Here is a 15,941-nt window from a genome sequence, read left to right on the forward strand (position 1 = left end):
CCTCGGGCAATCTGCAACGCGCCTCGCAGACCAACAGCGAAATGGCCGGCAACATGAACGACGCCGCCGGCCGCCAGCGCGAAGCGGTCGAACTGGTGTCCACCGCCTTCAACGAGATGGTCGCCACCGCCAACGAAGTCGCCCGCTCCTGCAGCAGCGCCGCCGACGCGGCGGAAAATGGCCACCGCCGGGTTGCCGAAGGCAAGCAGCAGATCGAGCAGACCACCAATAACGTCAACCGCCTGAGCAATCGCCTGACTGAATCGTCCCAGGCCATGGTCGAGCTGGAACAGGGCAGCCGCGACATCAACCAGATCCTCGGCACCATCCGCGCCATCGCCGAACAGACCAACCTGCTGGCGCTGAACGCGGCCATCGAAGCGGCCCGGGCCGGCGATCAGGGCCGCGGCTTCGCGGTGGTCGCCGATGAAGTGCGGGCACTGGCCAAGCGCACCTCCGATTCCACCGGCGAGATCGATCAGTTGCTCGGCACCCTCGGCAGCAAGACCCAGGAGGTCTCGCAGAAAATGGAAAGCTGCCTGGACCTGTCCCGCGCCAGCGTGTCGTCCATCGCCAGCGCGCAGGACAGCTTCGAAGGCATCCAGTTGTCGGTCAACGAGATCCGCGACCAGAACCTGCAGATCTCGGCAGCAGCGGAAGAGCAGCACAGCGTTGCCGAAGAGATCAACCGGCATATCCAGCAGATCTACGACGAAGCACGGCGGGTCGAGGACCTGGCCCGTTCGGCGCAGCAGGACTCCGGACGGCTGTCGGAGTTGTCGCAGGAACTGAGTGGCCTGGTGGGCCGCTTCAAGTCCTGAGGTGACACGGCGGAAGTATCGGCCTTGATACTTCCGCTCATCTCAAGCAGGGTGCGTGTTTTTCGACACGGAAGCTTCCATGCGCCTTCTTGCCCTTGTTGCGCTCTGCGCCACGCCACTGATCGCCTGGGCCGATACCGACTTCGACCGACAGGTTCGCGACGCCGCCGAAGCGCTGATGCGGGACAACGCCATTCCTGGCCTGGCCATCGCCATCACGGATAACGGCCGCCAGCACTTCTATGAATTCGGCGTGGCCGACAAGGCCAGCGGCCAGCCGGTGACCCGCGACACCCTGTTCGAGCTGGGCTCCATCAGCAAGACCTTCACCGCCACCCTCGCCGGCTACGCCCAGGCCAAGGGCACGCTGTCACTGACCGCCAGCGCTGGCGACTACCTGCCGGAACTGGCCGGCACGCCGTTCGGCAAACTGTCGCTGATCAACCTCGCCACCCACACCACCGGCGGCATGCCGCTGCAATTCCCCGATGCCGTGAGCAACGACGCGCAACTGCTGGCCTGGCTCAAGGCCTGGACGCCGCAACAGTCACCCGGCACCTGGCGCACCTACGCCAACCCGAGCATTGGCATGCTCGGCGTGATTGCCGCCAAGCAACTGCAAACCCCTTTTGTCACGGCCATGCAGGAACAGCTTCTGCCCGAACTTGGGCTCAAGCACACCTATCTCGCCGTGCCGAAAGACCAACAGGCGTTGTATGCCTGGGGTTACGACAAGGGCGGCGCCCCGGTACGGGTCAATCCCGGCGTGCTGGCCAACGAAGCCTACGGGCTGAAAAGCAGCAGCAGCGACCTGCTGCGTTTCGTCGAGATCAACCTCGGCCGGGTGAAACTCGCAGCGCCCTATGAACAGGCCGTGCAGGCAACCCATCGCGGTTACTTCCAGCGCGGCGCCATGACCCAGGACCTGATCTGGGAGCAATACGCCTATCCTCTGACCTTGCAGACCCTGCTCGACGGCAACGACAACCTCACCGCGCTGCAGGGCGCGCCGGTCAAGGCCCTCGACCCGCCGCTGGCGCCGCAGCAACGGGCCTGGGTGAACAAGACCGGCGCCACCAACGGCTTCGGCGCGTATATCGCGTTCGTGCCGGAGCAACAGCGTGGCGTGGTGATCCTGGCCAACCGCAACTACCCCAATAGCGAGCGGGTGAAGCTGGCCTGGAACCTGCTGGAGCAGTTGGACAAGTAGCTAGCGCGCGCGGACGGCCACTGGGGCGCTTCGACCGGTCTGGCGCCCCTGCAGCAACACCGCCAGCGCCGCCAGCCCGGCCGGAATCAGCAATGACGCGAACACCTGGGCGAAGCTCCAGCCCGCCGCCAGCATCTGCGCCCCGGCGAAGGCGCTGAGAATCGCCCCGAGACGACCGATGCCGCTCATCCAGCTGGCGCCGGTGGCCCGCACCTCGACCGGGTAGAACGCCGCCGCCAGCGCATTCATGCCGACGCTGGCGCCGTTCAGGCCAAAGCCCACGGCCCAGGCGATCACGCACAACCAGGCAAACGCACCGGCCACCTGGCCGATGGCGAAAATCACCGCGCCACTGAACACGAAGGCCAGCATCAGTACCCGTTGCGGGTTCCAGCGGTCCATGGCCCAGCCCACCGAAATCGCGCCCACCGGCCCGCCAATCTGGAAGCAGGCGGTCACGATCGCGGCCTCGGCCACCGAGTAACCACCGCCCTCCTTCACCAGCGTCGGCAACCAGCCGCTGAACAGATAGACCAGAAACAACGCGAGGATGTAACCGCCCCAGAGCATCAGGGTGCCGAAGCGATAGCCCGGCGACAGGATGGTGCCAACCGCCCCGCCGCCTGCCGTCACGGCTGCCGGCAAGGTGAAGACCGTGCCCGGCCCGACCCGCTCCGGTGCCAGGCGGCGGACGATGGCGCGAATGCACTCGGGGTCGGCGCCCTGGCGCACCAGAAAGGTCACCGACTCCGGCAGCCGCCAGTACAGCAGCGGCGCCACCAGCAACGGCAGCACGCCACCCAGCACCAGCACACTGCGCCAGCCCAGGTTGGGAATCATCCAGGCGCTGGCGAAGCCGCCCAGCGCCGCGCCGAGGGAAAACCCGCAGAACGCCAGGGTAATCAGCAACGAACGGCTGCGCGTCGGCGCGTATTCGCTGACCAGGGTACTGGCGTTGGGCATCGCCGCACCGAGGCCGAGCCCGGTGAGAAAACGCAGCGCCACCAGGGTTTCCAGATTCGGTGCGAAGGCCGAAGCGAGGGTCCAGCCGCCGAACAGCAACACGCTGCCCAACAGCACCAGCTTGCGCCCGTAGCGGTCCGCCAGAGGCCCGGCCACCAGCGCGCCCAAGGCCAGGCCAATCAGCGCGGCGCTGAGCACCGGGCCGAGGTCCTGCGGCCCCAGCCCCCATTCGCTTTTCAGTTGCGGCGCGATGAAGCCGATGATTGCCACATCCAGACCATCCAGGGCGATGATCAGGAAACCGAGGAAGACCACCCATTTCTGGTAGCCGCTGACCGGCTGATCATCGATCAGCCGGCGGATGTTGATGCTGTTGGAAGTGTCCACTGCCCTTGCCTCTTGTTGTTTTTGTGTGTGGTTGCAGCACGCGGAAATCCGCCGCACGCGTGTGGGCGTGCGGCGGTCGGCAACTCAACGGCGGTCGAGACTGCGCAGGTGCACGGGCTTGATGATGCGGGTCTCCTGGGCCAGCACCAGATCGCGGGTAGCGTGCAGGTAGGCGGCGAAATCCGGGTCGGCGTCGCGCGCGGCACTGCGTTTTTCGAAATCGTCGAGGCTGTCGTAGCCCCATAGATGAACCACCTGGTTCAGCGGACCGATGCTGCTGGTGTAGAACGCCAGCGGCGCGCCGAGGTGGCGCAGCAGGATCGGCATCGCCAGTTGGTCGAAGGCGTCGAGAAAGGCCGCCATGCACCGTGGCCTGATGGTGTAGATGCGGTGATCGACGATGGCCTTGTCCATCACGCCACCTCCTGCGCAGCACCGGCATCGTCAAGGCCCTGGTCGACGCCGGCCAGATGGCGGCCGGTGATGTAGCCAAAGGTCATGATCGGGCCGAGGGTGATGCCGGCGCCGGGGTAGTTGCCGCCCATGATGCTCGCGCGGTCGTTGCCCACCGCGTAGAGGCCGGCAATCGCCCGCTGGTCGGCGCCAAGCACTTCGCCAACGACGCTGGTGCGGATGCCGTCGAAGGTGCCGAGATCGCCCATGATCACTTTCACTGCGTAATACGGGCCTTCGCCAATCGGCGCCACGCACGGGTTCGGTTGGTGCGCGGGATCGGCCAGGTAGCGGTTGAAGGTGGTGGTGCCGCGCCCGAACTGGCGGTCCTCGCCCTTTACCGCACCGAGGTTGTACTGGCGGACGGTCTGCTCCAGCCCCTGGGCATCGATGCCGGTGCGCGCCGCCAGTTCGGCGAGGGTGCGGCCCTTGAACAGGTAGCCGTTGCGCAGCAGCGAGCCTTGAGGCATTGGCGCCGGTTTGGCGTAGCCGAGGCCGTATTTGCCGAGGGTGCGCCGGTCGCAGACCAGCCACATGGCAGTTTCCGTCTCTCCGGTGCAGGCGTCGATCAGCGCCGCGCCGACATCGTGATAGGAGTCCGATTCATTGGTGAAACGCCGGCCGCTGCGCAGCACGCCGATCACCCCCGGTTTGTAGCGGTCGAGCAAGTGCGGAAACGCGGTATAGCGCCCGCCGCCCATGGGCACCTTGGACACCGGCATCCACGCAGCGGGCGCCTGCAGACGGATTTCCACCCGCGCGCCGAGGCTTTCGGCCATGCGCGCGCCGTCGCCGCTATTACCCGCCGGCACCGGCGAGAAATGCTCGCCACCGCGACGCACATGGGGATAGGCCTGTTTCAGCCGTTGCAGGTCGTGGGAGAAACCACCGCAGGCCAGCACCACGCCGCGCCGGGCATTGATGCGCAATTCACGCCCGCCTTCGCTGGCCAGCGCGCCCGTGACCCGCCCGCCTTCGCTGAGCAACTGGCGAGCCGGCGTCCCGGTGAGGATCGGGATGCCCAGGTCCAGCGCCGAGCGCACCAGCCGCGCCGCCAGGGCATTGCCGCTGGTGACCTGGGTTCCACGGCGGTACAGCGCCAGCTCCTTGAGGTGGGTCAACAGGCGCCGGGTGACGTAGGCGAACGAAGTCAGGGAACGGGTGACGTTGAAGAAGTGCTTGAGGTCGGCATTGGACGAATTGAACATCATGCCGATGAAGGTGATGGTCTTGAGCGGCGGGCGCAGGCGCGCCATGTCCGCGCCCAGGCCACGGATATCGTAGGGCGCGGCGAGAATCGAGCGACCGATGTCGAGGCCGCCGCCCACTTCGGGGTGGTAGTCCGGGTACAGGGTGGGGACGAATTTGACCGCCGTTTCCCGCTCGAAGTACTCCACCATCTCCGGGCCGTAGCGCAGGAACGCCTCGACCCCGGCCTCATCGAAGCAGGCGCCGGTTTCATTGCGCAGATAGGTCAGGGCCTTTTCCCGGCTGTCACCAGCGCCCTGGGCCTTGCCGTGAATATTGCCCGGCACCCACAGCACGCCACCGGAAAACGCCGTGGTGCCGCCGAAGCAGTCGTCCTTCTCGATGACCAGCACGTCCAGCCCGTGTTTCTTCGCGGTGATCGCGGTGGCCAGGCCACCGGCACCGGCGCCAATCACCAGCACATCGCAGCATCTCTCGTTCATGACCGCGCGCCCTCGAAACCGGGACGCGGAATCAGCGCCATGGGCATGCTTTCCAGGCCGCCATCCACCGTCAGTTCGGCACCGTTGATGTAGTCGGCCCGCGGGCTGGCAAGAAACAGCGCCGCCTGGGCAATATCCACCGGCTCGCCGATACGGCGATTGGCAGTCATGGCGCTGCGCTGGCGCTCGATTTCCGGGTCGGCGTAGAACGCCGCCGACAACGGCGTGCGGATCAAGCCCGGGCACACCGCGTTGCTGCGCACCCCGCGCGGCCCCCACTCCACCGCGAGCTGGCGCGACAGCATGCTGACCCCGGCCTTGGCCGCGCTATAAGCGCCGCTGTTGGGCTGCGGGAAATGGGCGGCAATCGAAGCGATATGGACGATGCGGCCACTACCGCGCTCCAGCATCGAGCGGCCGAACGCCTGGGCGCACAGCAGATAGCCGCTGAGGTTGACCGCCAGCACCTGATTCCAGTGATCGAGGTCCAGGCCTTCGAGCGCCCCCGGACGCAGCACGCTGGCGTTGTTGACCAGCACATCGCAACGGCCGTGCAGCGCCTGTACCTTGGCCGCCGCCTCGGCCACGCTGCGCGGGTCGGCGATATCGCAGGCCAAGGCGCTGACCTCGCCGACGCTGTGTTCGCCAAGGGTGGCCGCCAGTTCGCGGCATTTATCGGCGTCGCGGTCCAGCAGGACCACATGGGCCTGCTGCTCCACCAATGCCGCCGCGAGCGCCGCGCCAATCCCGCCGGCACCGCCGGTGACCACGCAAACGGCGGCGTCCAGGCCCAGCCAATGGGAGGAAGTGTTGTTATTCATGCTGCTCTCCAGAGTGTCGCTTGTTCTGGCGAACAGACTAGGACCGCGGCCCTGCGGCAAGAATGGACAAAACCTGCAACCGTCCAGACATTTTCGACAAAATTGCCGGCCACGCCTGATGCCCGGCCAGGGCTGTGGCACAGTGGCCGGGTCGCGATCACACAATTACAAGAACATGAACAAGATCCCCAATTACGCCCTCTACGGCGAGACGGCCCAGCCGGTGTGGCATGAGTCGCTGCATGTGGAGTCGATCTCGAAACGCTCCGGCGCCCACAACTGGGAAATCACCGCCCACCGCCATGACGGCCTGTTGCAGTTGCTCTACGTGCAGAGCGGCGGCGGTGAAGTGCTGTTCGACAGCGACCGGGTGCCGGTGCAGGCGCCGTGCGTGGTGTTCGTGCCCGCCCAGGTGGTGCATGGTTTCCACTGGGCCGGCCAGGTCGAGGGCCAGGTCATCACGGCGGCGCAGCATCCGCTGGAAAGCATCGCCCAGGCGCTGGCACCTAGCCTGTCGAGCCAGATTCGCAAACCCCCATGTGATCGCCCTGCCGCACTGGCGCGAGGACGAAGACCCGCTGCTGCCGCTGTGCCGCGCCTTGAGCGAGGAGTACCACAACCGGGCCCGCGAGCATGTGGCGTGCAGCATGTCGCTGCTGCTGGCGCTGTTTGTCCAGGCCCTGCGCCACGAGCACCTGGGCGGCGATGACGCGCAACACCGCGTGCCGTCCCGTCGCAGCCAGCAGCTCACTGCATTCCGCGAACTGGTGGACATGCATTTTCGCGAGCATCGCCCGCTAAACGCCTACGCCAGCGATCTGGGCATGACGGTCGCAACCCTCGGCCGCCTGTGCCAGGAACACTTGGGCATGACCCCGATGAACGTGATCAACGCCCGCATGGTGCTGGAGGCCAAGCGCGGCCTGGGGCATTCCGATCTGAGCGTTAAAGGCATCGCGCATGAGCTGGGCTTTGTCGATGTCGGTTACTTCAGCCGGTTCTTCCGCAAGCACGCCGGGATGAGCCCGAGCGACTTTCGCGGCGGCGGCAAACCCCGGCCGGCGCTGGCGCGGTGTTCGTGAAGGACACCGCCCAGCGCGCGACGGCCGATCAGCCCAGGGCGTCCACCACAAAGTCCAGGCGGTCCTGACCAAAGAACATCTGCTCGCCGACAAAGAACGTCGGCGCACCAAACACCCCGCGGGCCACCGCTTCTTCGGTCACAGTCTTCAGCGCCGCCTTGACCTCGGCATCGCCCACCAGGGCGACGAAGCCGTCCGCTTCGAACCCCGCCTCTGTCAGCACCTCGGCCACCACGGCCGGCTCACCCAGGTTGCGCCCGGTCACCCACAACGCCGTGAACATCGCCGCCAGGTAATCTTCGAAACGCTCCGGCTGGCGCAATTGCACGCCGATCGCGCCGCGCATCAGGGTCAGGGTGTTGATCGGGAAATGCGGGCTGAAACGCAGGGTCACGCCATAACGGGCGGCATAGCGCTGGAAGTCGGCGTAGGTGTAGCGGGCCTTGGCCGGGACGGTCGCCGGCGAACTGTTGCCGGTGGCCTGGAATACGCCGCCCAGCAGCATCGGGCGCAGTACCACGTTGGCGCCGTGCTCGGCACGCAGCCGCGGCAGTTGGGTCCAGGCCAGGTAGCTGGCCGGGCTTCCGAGATCGAAGAAGAATTCGACGGTCTTGCTCATGAGATTCAGGTCCTTGTGCGCAGATGGGGTCATTCCAGGGCGAGCGACGGGGCTTACCAACGCTCCATCCACGGGCGCAGGTCCAGTTCGAAGGTCCAGGCATCCCGCGGCTGAGCGTGCAGGTGCCAGTAGTTGTCGGCGATATGCGCGGGGTCGAGGATGCCGTCCTGGTCCTTGAGCGCGTAGCGCTCGGGGAAGCTGTCGCGGATAAACGCGGTGTCGATGGCGCCATCCACCACCACATGGCCAACGTGGATGCCACGCGGGCCCAACTCCCGCGCCATGCTCTGGGCCAGGGCGCGGATGCCGTGCTTGGCCCCGGCGAAGGCGGCGAACCCGGCGGCGCCGCGCAAACCGGCGGTGGCGCCGGTAAAGAGAATGGTGCCGCGCTCACGGGTGACCATGCGCCGGGCCACCGCCTGCGCGGTGAGGAAGCCGGCGAAGCAGGCCATTTCCCAAATCTTGAAGTACTTACGCGGGGTTTCTTCGAGGATGCTGCAAGGCACGTTGGCGCCGATATTGAAGACGAAGGCGTCAATCGGGCCGATGCTGCTTTCGATCTCCTCCACCAGAGCCGCGACCTCCTCCTCCTTGCGCGCATCGGAGCCAAAACCGTGGGCCTGGCCGCCCTCGGCGCGGATTTCATCCAGCAGCGGTTGCAGCTTGTCGGCACTGCGCCGGGTAACGCAGGCGATATAGCCTTCACGGGCAAACCGCTTGGCTATGGCGCCGCCCGTGGCATCGCCAGCGCCGATCACCAGTACGACTTTCTTGTTGTTATCGGTCATGGGTGTCGCCTCATTGATGAATGATCGTTTAGTGAACGAACGCTATGCTACGATCCGCACATTCGTCAAGCGTGTAACAGAGGATTTCCCAGGTGCGCTATTCCAACGACCACAAGGAACAGACCCGGCAGCGGCTGGTGCAAAGCAGCGGCGCCCTGGCCAAGCAGGGCGGGTTCTCGTCCACCGGCGTGGCCGGCTTGATGAAGGCCATCGGCCTGACGGGCGGCGCCTTCTACAACCACTTCCCGTCCAAGGACGACCTGTTCAGCGAGATCGTCCGCGAGGAGCTGTCCCACAGTTTCATCAACCTGCAGACCCAGGCCGGCGAGTTGAACCGGGACAAGCTGCAGCGCTGCCTCGACCAGTACCTGAGCCTGGCCCACCTGCACAACCCGGAAAACGGCTGCGCGATTCCGGCCCTGGGCGCGGAAATCGCCCGGGCGGATATCAAGGTGCGGGAAGAAGCCGAGCACTGGCTGAAAACGTTGCACCAGGCGTGGGCTGTCACGCTGAAGGACGAAGCCCTGGCCTGGGTGCTGCTGAGTCAGTGTGTCGGGGCGCTGCTGGTGGCGCGGATGCTCGCCGGGGAAGACACCCGGGAGGCCGTGCTGGCGGCCAGCCGGGGATTTACGCGCAAGGCGCTGGAGCAAGTGCCGTGAGGGGAATCAGTGCAGGTCGTTGCGGCGGTACAGGCTGACACCCACCGCCAGCACCGCGAGCATGCCGGCGCAGCCGCGGTTGATCCATTGCATCACCCGCGCCGAGAAGGCACGTACCGCGTGTCGCCCGCCGAGGGCATAGACAATCATCACCAGGCAGTCGAGCGACGCGGTGACAACCGCGAGCACCAGGTACTGCTGCAACACCGGTTGGTCCGGGCGAATGAACTGCGGCAGGAATGCCGAGAAGAACAGCAAGCCCTTGGGATTGGACAGGCCGACGAACAGCGCCCGCAGAAAGCTCGAACGACCGCTCACAGCGACCGCCGTGCCGCTGGTACTCAACGCCTGCACCGGCGCACGCCAGAGCATCACCGCGAGATACAGCAGGTAGGCCGCGCCCACCCATTTGACCAGGCTGAACAAGTGTTCGGACGCCTGCAGCAAGGCGCCGAGGCCGCAGCCGACGGCGCCAATGAGGATCAGGTCGGAGAGCATCGCCCCGGCCATGCCGAAGCCGGCCACGCGCATGCCGTGGCTGGCGCCGTTGTTGAGGGCCAGCAGCATCGCCGGGCCGGGCGTGACCATCACCGCGCTGGCGGCGATGACGTACAGCAGAAGGGTCGAGGCGTCCATGACGGCTCCAGGCAGATCAAAGCGCGAAGGATGCCTGCGCCGCCCTTCCCACTCAAGCCCCCGGACAATTTGTCGGACGGCAGTAACTAAAGTTTGCGCGACCGGTCAAACTGCACATCCCCGACATTCGCCGCTGATCCCCGGCAGGAGCTACATGTCCCTCCGCGTTCCCTTCAGGCTGTGCCCCTCGCTGCTGCTGTGCCTGGCGCTCGGCGCCGCGCCTGGCGCATCCGCCGCCACACCGGCGACGGGCCAGGCCGATGACCTGTTCACCCTGCTCGACAATGTCACGCGCATGGCCTCTTCGGGGCTGGCCAACTGGCTCGCGCTGTCACGCGACAGCGCCGTGGCCAGCGGGGTCGAACCGATTCCGCTGCACATCCGCGCGCAACTGGAGCGCTGGTACGACTTCCAGGTGCTCGATGCCGCCCGCTATCAGGTCGGCAACACCCAGCAACTCGACGCGGCCAGCGCCTTCCTGCAGAACCCCGATGTCAATGCCGTGACCCTGGTCGACGTGATCGTCTTCCGCACTGCCGAGGACGCCCGCGACAACGTCGCCCTGTGGGCCCACGAACTCAAGCATGTGCAGCAATACCAGCAATGGGGCGTGGAAGGGTTCGCCGCGCGCTACACGCGCAATTTCGATGCGGTGGAAGCGCCGGCCTATGCGATCCAGGCCGAGGTCGGCAAAGCGCTCAAACTGGCGCCGGGCGCCACCCTCGCCGCGCATCCGGCGCATTGAGCCGACCCTTCAAGCGACTCAAGGGGAAACGGCGTGTCAGCACAATTCCCCCTGCCCCGTCAGCAACACACCCGGCGCCCAACGCCCTTGGCGCCGTGTACCACTGACAGACTATTCACAGTTCCTGTAGGACTTTTCATCTATCCAGCCGGAATTGTTCCACGCCTCTATACTCCTCGTACTCATCGAACCTGATTCGACGTATCGTGAGCGGCCCGTCAGAACCGGCGGTTTCCTCTCCTGAGTGACTCGGGAAAAATCCATTCCTGATGCAGGGCCTGCGATGCACAAGATTCTGATCGTCGATGATCACCCCACCATTCGTTTTGCCACTCGCCTGCTGCTTGAGCGCGAAGGCTACGAGGTCGTCGGCGAGGCCCACGACGGCGTCACCGCCGTCAGCCTGAGCCAGGAACACAGCCCCGATGTGGTGATTCTCGACCTCGGCCTGCCGCGGCTCGACGGCCTCAGCGTGCTGGAACGCCTGCGTGCCCTGGACCCGCCACCACGGATTCTGGTGTTCACCGGGCTGCCGCCCAGGCTGTTCGCCAAGCGCTGCATCGAAGCCGGCGCGTCGGCCTTCGTGCGCAAGGACGAAGACCTGCAGATTTTCAGCGGCGCGCTCAAGGCCGTGCTCAACGGTTACTCCTACCTGCCCGACGCCCTGCGCATGGCGCCCCGCTCCAACTCCGAGGCCGAGCGCCTGGAGCGCTTGTCCAATCGCGAGTTCGAGGTGATGCGGCAACTGGCCAAAGGCGCAAGCAACAACGAAATCGCCGACGCCATGATCCTCAGCGCGAAGACCATCAGCACCTACAAGACCCGCATCATGGACAAGCTCCAGGTCCGCTCGCTGGCGGAACTGCTCGACCTGGCCAACCGCCACGAAATGCTCTGAAGCGCTCATGAACGCCCATCTGTTCTGCGCCTGGGGCTTCGGCGGTTTGCTCCTGCTGCTGCCCGCGCCGCTGCAGGCCAGCGAGCCGGTGACCCAGCGCGAATTGCTCGATCGTTCGGTCAGCAGCAGCGCGGCGCCAATCCTCAGCAGCGCCGACCGGCAATGGCTGGAACGCAAGAAAGTCCTGCGCCTGGGCACCTCGGCGCCGGACTACCCGCCCTTCGACATCAACGTCAGCCAGCACGACTACGAAGGCCTCACCGCCGACTACGCCGGGCTGCTGGCGGAGCAGCTCCAGGTCGGCGTCCAGGTGCTGCATTACCCCGACCGCAGCCAGGCGATCCAGGCCCTGCACCGTGGCGAAATCGACCTGCTGGGCAGCGCCAACGGTTTCGAGGGCGCCGACAGCGAGTTGCTGTCGAGCCTGCCCTACGCCGAGGATCAGGCGGTCATCGCCACGCCACTGGGCAAACCACGCAACCCCGACGATAACCTCGCCGAGCTGCGCCTGGCGATGGTCGATCACTACCTGCCGGCCGAACGCATCCGCGAGGTCTATCCCCGCGCGAACCTGCAGCTTTATGCGTCGAGCATGGCCGCGTTGTCGGCCCTGACCCAGGGCGATGCCGACGCCTTCATCGGCGATGCCATCAGCGCCGACTACCTGATCGGCAACCACTACCGCGACAGCGTGCAGATCAGCTACTACGTCAAACCGCTGCGCTCGTCCTTCAACTTCGCCCTCGAACACGACAACAGCACCTTGCTGCGGGTGCTCAACCAGGCCCTCGACAGCCTGTCGGAAAGCGACCGGATGAATGTCGCCCGGCGCTGGAGCAGCGGCCTCAACAGCGTCCTGCTCAACCGCGGCGCGCTGGTCCTGACGCCGAACGAACTGGCGTGGATCCGCGCTAATCCCAAGGTCAGAGTGGCGATCAACAAGTACTTTGCGCCGCTGACGTTCATTGATGACAAACAGCAGTTTCGCGGCATCACCGCCGACCTGCTGGAACAGATCGGCCTGCGCACCGGCCTCGACTTCCAGGTCGTCGAAGCGGCCTCGGTGCCGGAGATGATCCAGTTGGTCGAAGACGGTCAGGCCGATCTGGTCGGCACCCTGCCCTACGGCGCCGAGCGCGCCCGTACCCTTGATTTCACCCGGCCTTACCTGACCACGCCACGGGTGCTGGTCACCGCCGCCCACGCCAATGCCCCCGACACCGCCGAAGCGCTGGCCGGCAAACGCCTGGCGCTGATCCGTGGCACGCCGTACGCGCAGACCTTGCGCCGCGAGCACCCGGCTATCGAACTGGTGGAAGTCGATGACCCGCTGGCGTTGATGGAGTACGTCGCTCAGGGCCGCGCCGATGCCGCCATCAGCTCACAGATCAACGCCGCCTATTTCATCAGCCGGCTGTTCAAGGACCGCCTGCGCATCGCCGCGCTGCTCGACGACACCCCGGCGACCGCCGCGTTCGCCACCGCCCACGGCAACACCTTGCTGCATTCGATCCTGGAAAAGACCCTGCTCAGCATTGAGCCGGATGAGATGACCCAGCTTGCCAACCGTTGGCGGACCAATGCCTTGATCAGCGACAACCCGTGGCGCAACTACCGCGGGCTGGTGCTGCAGATTCTGGTGGTCGCCGGCCTGCTGATCGCCGCCGTGGTGTTCTGGAACCGCTACCTGCGCCGCCTGATCGGCCAGCGCACCGAGGCCGAACAGGCGCTGCAACGGCAACTGAAAATCAGCGAAGGACTGCTGCTCGAACTGCGCCAGGCCAAGGAACAGGCCGACAACGCCAACCAAGCCAAGAGTGCGTTTCTCGCCACCATGAGCCATGAAATCCGCACGCCGATGAACGCGGTGATCGGCCTGCTGGAACTGGCCCTGAAAGATGCCGCCCAGGGCCGCATCGACCAACCGTCGTTGCAGGTCGCGTTCGACTCCGCCAGCGGGCTGCTGGAACTGATCGGTGACGTGCTCGACATCGCCCGCATCGAGTCCGGGCACATGGCCCTGGTACTCGAACCTACCGACCTGCCGCTGCTGATCCGCAGTGCCGCGCAAGTCTTCGACAGCAGCGCCCGGCTCAAGGGCCTGACCCTGGAACTGGACCTGCGCGGCCCGGCGCGGTCGGTGCTGGTCGATCCGCTGCGGCTGCGCCAGGTGCTGTCCAACCTGCTGAGCAACGCCATCAAATTCACCGAACACGGCGTGGTGCGGGTCGAGTTGAACATCGAGGCGGCGAGCGACGACCTGAATGCCCGCATCGAACTCAGCGTGCGGGACAGCGGCATCGGCATCAGCGCCGCCGATCAGGCGCGACTGTTCAGCCCGTTCGCCCAGGTCGGCCAGCAGCCGGCGCGCCAGGGCACCGGCCTGGGCCTGGTGATCAGCCGGACCCTGTGCGAATTGATGGGCGGCGCGCTGCGGCTTTCCAGCGAACCCGGCCAGGGCACCCGGGTGGTGATCGACCTGAGCCTGCCGTGGGCCGGCCCGCTGGAGCGCGCGCAAGTGACCAGCGAGACGCAGGCCAACAGCCCAGCGCTGAACATCCTCGTGGTGGATGACTACCCGGCCAACCTGATGCTGCTGGACAAGCAACTCGGCGTACTCGGCCACCGCGTCAGCCAGGCCAGCGACGGCAGCGCGGCGTTGCAGCTATGGCGCGACGGCCAGTTCGACGTGCTGATCACCGATTGCAATATGCCGGGCATGGACGGTCATGAGCTGGCCCAGGCGGTGCGCGCTGAAGAGGCCGCGAGCCAACGGCGCCGCTGCCTGATCCTCGGCCTGACCGCCAATGCCCAGGCCGAGGAACGCGAGCATTGCCTGGCGTCGGGAATGGATGACTGCCTGTTCAAGCCCATCGGCCTTGGCGCCTTGCGCCAGCACCTGAGCGGGCTGGACGTGACGCCCGCCATGGCAGCCAGCGAGGACGACAGCGGTTTCGACCTCGATGAACTGCGTCACCTGACCCTCAACGACCCGCAACTGATCCAGCGCCTGATCGCCGAACTGGCCCACAGCACCACCCTGGACCTTGCTGCCTTGCGCGCCCTCGGCCCGGACTCGCCGCGACCGGCGCTCAAGGCACTGGTCCACCGGATTCGCGGCGGCATGAAAATGCTCAAGGCGCGCGGGCTGGTGGCGCATTGCGATGCGCTGGAACGAGGGTGTGCGCAGAAGTTGGGGGATGGGGAATTGCAGGTGCTGAAGGGGCGGCTGGAGGAGAGTTTGGAGAGGTTGTTGCGCAGGCTTGATTGATGGGGCCGCATCGCGAGCAAGCTCGCTCCTACAGGATTGCGATTGAACCCTGTAGGAGCGAGCTTGCTCGCGATACTCGCAATAAAAGATCAAAGCGCCTTGCGCAACCCCGGCAACCGCACCAGCGACCACCCCGTCTCCGACTCCGACAAGGTCAAACGAATCTCGTCCAGTTGCATGTTGCTCAGCAACGTCGACACCAGATCCCCGACCATCCAGTTGGCCGTGTTGGACGCGATCACCCGGCCATCGGCGGACAGCAGCACCGCCTCGTGGTCCAGGCGCATCAAGCTGCGCACCAGCAGGCGTTCGACGTTGTGCAGCGACAGGTCGAGCCCGGCCACGCCAATGAAGCGCCCCTGCACCATGATCGGCATGGTGAAGGTCAACACGTACAGGTTGGTACCGTAGAGGTCCACGTAAGGCCCCTCCACCACGCTCTTGCCGGTATCGCGGGGACGGCGGTACCAGGGCATTTCGGTGTAGTCGTAGTAATTCTCGCGGCGCCGGTCGAAATTGGGCCGCAGCGGCAGGGTCTTGCCGCCGTCCGCCAGGTACCACCATTCCAGGTGCATTTCCCGGTCGGCCAGACAGTTGGGCTCGACGATCACACCGCCACCGCAACCAAAGGCACCGGTCGCGAGCAACTGGCGGTCGATGGCCGGGCGCAAGGACGCCAGGTCTTTCGCGGCGGGCTGCCGGCCCTCGGCCAGAACCCGCTCCCAGAGCGAGCGGGTGTCCTCCACCAACTCGCGGACCTGGTTGAAAATAGTCCCCAGGGTGCTGTCCAGCTGCTGGGCGCAGGCCGAAAAGGACGCGTTATCGCTAAGGGCAAACATGGCACTACCTCACGCAGGTTCGGCATTTCTTGTTATGTCATCAGGCGTTGTGTCACGC

The 15,941-nt window shown here is 65.9% G+C and carries 14 protein-coding genes and 1 pseudogene; 7 read left to right on the top strand and 8 right to left on the bottom strand.

The features are described 5' to 3' along the window. Positions 1-53: 53 nt before the first annotated feature. Entirely contained in the window at positions 54-821 is a 768-nt protein-coding gene (locus CKW37_RS33545) for a methyl-accepting chemotaxis protein (protein WP_371864278.1), read from the top strand. A gap of 79 nt (positions 822-900) precedes the next feature. Next, positions 901-2,031: a class C beta-lactamase gene (gene ampC, locus CKW37_RS07360; protein WP_095155026.1), complete on the top strand. Its 1,131-nt coding sequence runs from the start codon at positions 901-903 to the stop codon at positions 2,029-2,031. Here the strand turns inward: ampC and CKW37_RS07365 are convergent, their stop codons facing one another. The 4 genes from CKW37_RS07365 to CKW37_RS07380 all read right to left on the bottom strand — a co-directional run bounded on the left by CKW37_RS07365 (position 2,032) and on the right by CKW37_RS07380 (position 6,346). Continuing rightward, positions 2,032-3,381, bottom strand: a complete 1,350-nt coding sequence (locus tag CKW37_RS07365) for an aromatic acid/H+ symport family MFS transporter (protein WP_095155027.1) — start codon at positions 3,379-3,381, stop codon at positions 2,032-2,034. 84 nt (positions 3,382-3,465) lie between these two features. Then, the gene (locus CKW37_RS07370; protein ID WP_095155028.1) at positions 3,466-3,795 is read right to left on the bottom strand and encodes an NIPSNAP family protein; all 330 of its coding nucleotides are present in this window, start codon (positions 3,793-3,795) and stop codon (positions 3,466-3,468) included. Next, positions 3,795-5,525, bottom strand: coding sequence for an FAD-dependent oxidoreductase (locus CKW37_RS07375; RefSeq protein WP_095155029.1), 1,731 nt, complete (start codon positions 5,523-5,525; stop codon positions 3,795-3,797). The genes CKW37_RS07370 and CKW37_RS07375 overlap by 1 nt, the downstream gene beginning before the upstream one ends. Then, a complete protein-coding gene (locus CKW37_RS07380) occupies positions 5,522-6,346 on the bottom strand; it encodes an SDR family NAD(P)-dependent oxidoreductase (protein WP_095155030.1) in 825 nt (274 codons plus the stop codon). Before CKW37_RS07380 ends, CKW37_RS07375 begins: the two co-directional genes overlap by 4 nt. 175 nt (positions 6,347-6,521) lie before the next feature. On the opposite strand from CKW37_RS07380, the pseudogene CKW37_RS07385 reads away from it, so the two are divergent. After that, positions 6,522-7,428: pseudogene (locus CKW37_RS07385) on the top strand (helix-turn-helix domain-containing protein). A gap of 28 nt (positions 7,429-7,456) precedes the next feature. Here CKW37_RS07385 and CKW37_RS07390 read toward each other — a convergent pair. Both CKW37_RS07390 and CKW37_RS07395 read right to left on the bottom strand, forming a co-directional pair. Then, positions 7,457-8,047, bottom strand: coding sequence for a 2-hydroxychromene-2-carboxylate isomerase (locus CKW37_RS07390; protein ID WP_095155031.1), 591 nt, complete (start codon positions 8,045-8,047; stop codon positions 7,457-7,459). Between the two features lie 53 nt (positions 8,048-8,100). Continuing rightward, a complete protein-coding gene (locus CKW37_RS07395; RefSeq protein ID WP_095155032.1) occupies positions 8,101-8,835 on the bottom strand; it encodes an SDR family oxidoreductase in 735 nt (244 codons plus the stop codon). A 92-nt stretch (positions 8,836-8,927) separates the two neighbouring features. On the opposite strand from CKW37_RS07395, the gene CKW37_RS07400 reads away from it, so the two are divergent. Then, positions 8,928-9,494 carry a TetR/AcrR family transcriptional regulator gene (locus CKW37_RS07400; RefSeq protein WP_095155033.1) on the top strand — a complete coding sequence of 189 codons (567 nt, stop codon included), beginning with the start codon at positions 8,928-8,930 and terminating at the stop codon, positions 9,492-9,494. Between the two features lie 6 nt (positions 9,495-9,500). Here the strand turns inward: CKW37_RS07400 and CKW37_RS07405 are convergent, their stop codons facing one another. Next, positions 9,501-10,130, bottom strand: coding sequence for a LysE family translocator (locus tag CKW37_RS07405; RefSeq protein ID WP_095155034.1), 630 nt, complete (start codon positions 10,128-10,130; stop codon positions 9,501-9,503). A 154-nt stretch (positions 10,131-10,284) separates the two neighbouring features. Between CKW37_RS07405 and CKW37_RS07410 the strand changes: the two genes are divergently transcribed. The 3 genes from CKW37_RS07410 to CKW37_RS07420 all read left to right on the top strand — a co-directional run bounded on the left by CKW37_RS07410 (position 10,285) and on the right by CKW37_RS07420 (position 15,044). Next, positions 10,285-10,875, top strand: coding sequence for a DUF4157 domain-containing protein (locus tag CKW37_RS07410; protein WP_095155035.1), 591 nt, complete (start codon positions 10,285-10,287; stop codon positions 10,873-10,875). 283 nt (positions 10,876-11,158) lie between these two features. Next, entirely contained in the window at positions 11,159-11,773 is a 615-nt protein-coding gene (locus CKW37_RS07415) for a response regulator transcription factor (protein WP_095155036.1), read from the top strand. Positions 11,774-11,780: 7 nt separating this feature from the next. After that, a complete protein-coding gene (locus tag CKW37_RS07420; protein WP_095155037.1) occupies positions 11,781-15,044 on the top strand; it encodes a transporter substrate-binding domain-containing protein in 3,264 nt (1,087 codons plus the stop codon). A gap of 89 nt (positions 15,045-15,133) precedes the next feature. Here CKW37_RS07420 and CKW37_RS07425 read toward each other — a convergent pair whose 3' ends face one another. After that, positions 15,134-15,883 carry a cache domain-containing protein gene (locus tag CKW37_RS07425; RefSeq protein ID WP_095155038.1) on the bottom strand — a complete coding sequence of 250 codons (750 nt, stop codon included), beginning with the start codon at positions 15,881-15,883 and terminating at the stop codon, positions 15,134-15,136. Positions 15,884-15,941: the final 58 nt, after the last annotated feature.

This window comes from Pseudomonas sp. Irchel 3E13 (assembly GCF_900187455.1).
Classification (GTDB): Bacteria; Pseudomonadota; Gammaproteobacteria; order Pseudomonadales; family Pseudomonadaceae; genus Aquipseudomonas.